The 4664-nt window shown below is 44.4% G+C and carries 3 protein-coding genes; 2 read left to right on the top strand and 1 reads right to left on the bottom strand.

The genetic code is table 11. The features are described from left to right. The coding region (locus tag BACCELL_RS04140; RefSeq protein ID WP_007210309.1) for an NADPH-dependent oxidoreductase at positions 1-655 on the bottom strand (655 nt) is incomplete at its 3' end. 341 nt (positions 656-996) lie between these two features. Here BACCELL_RS04140 and BACCELL_RS04135 point away from each other — a divergent pair. Together BACCELL_RS04135 and BACCELL_RS04130 are read left to right on the top strand one after the other, a co-directional pair. Next, entirely contained in the window at positions 997-3534 is a 2538-nt protein-coding gene (locus tag BACCELL_RS04135) for an adenosylcobalamin-dependent ribonucleoside-diphosphate reductase (RefSeq protein ID WP_007210308.1), read from the top strand. Between the two features lie 135 nt (positions 3535-3669). After that, positions 3670-4664, top strand: a 995-nt coding sequence (locus tag BACCELL_RS04130) for a 4-alpha-glucanotransferase (protein ID WP_007210307.1), incomplete at its 3' end; no start/stop codon positions are given.

The following is a 4664-nucleotide window of genomic DNA, read 5'->3' as shown; positions in this document are numbered from 1 at the left end:
TAAAGACTTGAGCCAAGGTTTCTTTGTTGTTTTCAAAAATAAATTGCTTATTTTCGGGCAAAGATTCCTTATAGGCATACAGGCGATCTATATCTTCAGGAGTATAATCATGATACGTCTCCTCATGCACAATAGCTTCCAGCGGCAATCGATCTACCTGTGCAGGCTCCTCGGCAGGCCAACCTACCGTCACTGTTGTAATAGGAAATACCAATTCCGGTAGCTCCAGGGCTTCGATTATCATTTGCGGATTGTAAGTCGTCGTACCCAGATAACATATACCTAATCCTTTTTCTTCCGCAGCCACACAAAAAGTCTGTGCTGCCAGCAGGGCATCTACAGAGCCGGTTACGAACCACTCTAAATTATTATACCCGGGAGTTGCTTTTCGCTGTTCGCACCATTTAGTAAAACGGCGCAGGTCTATACAAAACGTCAAAACCACAGGTGCAGTTTTCACCATCGGCTGATTGAAGTGAGCCGGTGCCAACCTAGCCTTCCGTTCTGCATCACGCGTTACAATTACACTGTACACCTGCATATTTCCGACTGTAGAGGCTCGAAATGCAGAATCAAGCAAATCATTTAACAAATCTGAAGAAATATCTTTCTGTTGATATTTACGGATTGTTCTTCTCTGTTTTAGGATTTCCATTCTTTTATTTTTTTGCAAATATAGAAAAAGAATAGCAATTTGTTGTCAAATAACGAGTTTAAAGTTTATCTACGTTTTCTAAAATCAATTAGCCTGTTTAATCAAAGTCTAGAAACAATTTTCTTTTTTGGAAACTTTTTGTTCACACAACAATGCTAATATTTTATAAATCAGCAATCTATTATTCAAAAAATGGAAATCTCATAGTCTGTTCATAATTTATTCTGTTTTTATTTTGCTATAACAAAAAACATTCTTAGCTTTGCAATCGCATTTGTTAATGATAGGTATCACTTCTACACTCTTACTTATTAAAAAATAAATCTAAGGAAAAAAGAATCGTGGAAAAACAAACTTATTCTTACGAGGAAGCTTATGAAGAATCTTTACGATATTTTCAGGGCGACGAGTTAGCTGCGCGTGTTTGGGTAAACAAGTACGCAGTAAAAGACTCTTTCGGAAATATTTACGAGAAGTCTCCGAAAGACATGCATTGGAGAATAGCCAATGAAGTAGCCCGTATCGAGGCTAAATACTCTAATCCATTAAGTGCAGAGGAACTATTCGATCTGCTCGACCACTTCAAGTACATCGTTCCGCAGGGAAGTCCGATGACCGGAATTGGTAACAACTATCAGGTAGCTTCTTTGTCTAACTGCTTCGTGATCGGAGTAGATGGAGAGGCGGATTCTTATGGTGCCATCTTCAAAATAGACGAAGAACAAGTACAACTCATGAAGCGCCGTGGTGGTGTAGGACACGATTTGTCGCACATCCGCCCGAAAGGTTCTCCGGTGAAAAATTCGGCTTTAACCTCCACCGGCCTGGTGCCATTTATGGAGCGTTACTCCAATTCTACACGTGAAGTTGCTCAGGACGGACGGCGTGGCGCACTGATGCTAAGTGTATCTATCAAACATCCCGATTCAGAAGCGTTCATCGATGCTAAAATGACGGAAGGCAAAGTAACAGGTGCCAATGTATCTGTGAAACTGGACGATGCATTTATGACCGCTGCCATCACAGGTACTCCATATATTCAACAATATCCTGTCAATGCCGCTGAACCAACTGTGCAGAAGGAAATCAATGCAACCAATTTGTGGAAGAAGATCGTTCACAATGCATGGAAATCGGCAGAACCGGGTGTATTGTTCTGGGATACCATATTAAAAGAATCCGTACCCGATTGTTATGCAGACCTGGGATATCGCACTGTTTCCACCAATCCATGTGGTGAAATTCCCTTGTGCCCGTATGACTCCTGCCGTTTGCTGGCTATCAATCTTTATTCTTATGTGGTAAACCCCTTCAAACCGGATGCATACTTTGACTTTGAATTGTTCCAGAAACATGTAGCGTTGGCTCAACGCATTATGGACGATATCATCGATCTGGAATTGGAGAAGATAGAACGCATCATGGAAAAGATTGATGCTGACCCCGAAAGCGAAGATGTGAAACATACAGAACGTATATTGTGGGACAAGATTTATAAGAAGAGTGGACAAGGACGCCGTACCGGTGTAGGTATTACTGCCGAAGGTGATATGCTTGCTGCATTGGGATTGCGTTACGGTACGGAAGAAGCTACTGAATTCTCTGAAAAAGTGCACAAGACCGTTGCCCTGAGTGCTTACCGTTCATCAGTGGAAATGGCAAAAGAACGTGGTGCATTCGAAATTTACGATACCGAACGTGAAAAGAATAATCCGTTCATCAATCGTTTGCGCGAAGCAGATCCCCAGTTGTATGAGGATATGAAGAAATACGGCCGCCGCAATATTGCCTGCCTTACCATTGCACCGACGGGAACCACCAGTCTGATGACTCAGACTACCTCAGGTATCGAGCCTGTATTCTTGCCCGTATACAAACGTCGCCGTAAAGTAAATCCGAACGACACTAACGTACACGTAGACTTCGTGGATGAAACCGGAGATGCTTTTGAAGAATATATTGTCTTCCACCCCAAGTTTGTTACATGGATGGAAGCGCAAGGACACAATCCTTCCAAACGTTACACACAAGAAGAGATCGACGTATTGGTTGAGCAATCACCTTATTATAAAGCAACCTCAAACGACGTAGACTGGCTGATGAAAGTCAAGATGCAGGGACGTATCCAGAAATGGGTAGACCACTCCATCAGTGTGACCATCAACCTGCCGAACGATGTGGATGAAGACCTGGTAAACCGCCTGTATGTAGAAGCATGGAAATCCGGTTGTAAAGGTTGTACGGTTTATCGTGACGGTTCACGTTCGGGCGTACTCATTTCTGCCAAGAGCGATAAGAAAGAAGAAATGCCTCCTTGCAAACCGCCTACGGTAGTAGAAACCCGCCCGACAGTTCTGGATGCCGACATCGTACGTTTCCAGAATAATAAAGAAAAGTGGGTGGCATTCGTCGGTTTGCTGGACGGACATCCTTACGAAATCTTCACCGGTCTTCAGGACGACGATGAAGGCATTATTCTGCCGAAGAACGTTACTTCCGGACACATTATTAAGAAGGTGGACAAGGACGGCAGCAAGCGTTACGACTTCCAGTTCCAGAACAAACGCGGATATAAAGTCACCATTGAAGGTCTGTCCGAAAAGTTCAACAAGGAATACTGGAACTACGCCAAACTGATCTCCGGAGTATTGCGTTATCGTATGCCTATCGAACAGGTTATCAAGCTGGTCGGCTCTCTGCAACTGGACAGCGAAAGCATCAATACCTGGAAGAACGGTGTGGAACGCGCATTGAAGAAATACATAACGGACGGCACAGAAGCCAAAGGCAAGAAATGTCCGAACTGCGGCAACGAAACACTTGTATATCAGGAAGGTTGCCTCATTTGTACCACTTGCGGAGCTTCACGTTGCGGATAAAAACAGATCTGCGAAATGCAAGCACAAACGTTTGCATAGGAATTTAAAAAACTTAGATAGCGGTAGCTGCTTGATTATGCGGAATAATGTCTATACTTGCATAATCAATGCAGCTATTACTAAATCTAATATTATATGATACTATCTTTTCATATCGAGTACCGCACAAGTTGGGGTGAAGAGGTTAGAGTCTTAGGATCTATTCTTGAACTGGGCAACAATCAGCCCGGTAAAGCCATACCTTTACAAACAGTGGATGGCATTCACTGGACTTTAGATGCGGACATTCAAGCGCCTGAAAACGGCATCGTACAATACAGTTATCACATTTATCGCGACGGCAAAGATACACGTACGGAGTGGAACAGCCTTCCCCGCACGCTCTATGTATCGGCTGACAAGAAGAAAGTCTACCGCCTGCAAGACTGCTGGAAGAATCTGCCCGAACAGCAATACTTCTACACGTCTGCTTTCACGGAGTCCCTGCTTGCACATCCCGAACGTAACGCCGCTCCAAAGAGCCACAAGAAAGGATTATTGATCAAGGCGTATGCTCCATGTATCGACAATGATCACTGTCTGGGCATTTGCGGCAACCAGAAAGTTCTGGGAGATTGGGATGCGGATAAAGCCGTTCTGATGAGCGACGCCAACTTCCCGGAATGGCAGGTTGAAGTAGACGCCTCGAAAATCAGCTTCCCGCTGGAGTATAAATTCATCCTTTATAATAAGAAAGAGCGTCGTGCCGTGGCATGGGAAAACAACCCCAACCGCTACATGGCCGATCCGCAGATAGGCGCTAACGAAACACTGGTGATCGGTGACCGTTACGTTTACTTCGCCCTACCCGACTGGAAAGGTGCCGGAGTAGCCGTGCCCATCTTCTCGCTGCGCTCCGAAAAGAGCTTCGGAGTAGGTGACTTTGGCGACCTGAAACAAATGATAGACTGGGCTGTACTTACCCGCCAGAAAGCCGTACAGATATTACCTATCAACGACACCACCATGACACATACATGGACGGATTCTTATCCGTACAACAGCATATCCATTTATGCGTTCCACCCCATGTATGCCGATCTGAAACAGATGGGTACGTTGAAGGACAAAAAGGCAATGGCAGAATTCAA

Source organism: Bacteroides cellulosilyticus DSM 14838, assembly GCF_000158035.1.
GTDB lineage: Bacteria > Bacteroidota > Bacteroidia > Bacteroidales > Bacteroidaceae > Bacteroides > Bacteroides cellulosilyticus.
Note: the sequence above shows the minus strand (reverse complement) of the source record. Positions and strands in the feature narration are given on the sequence as shown.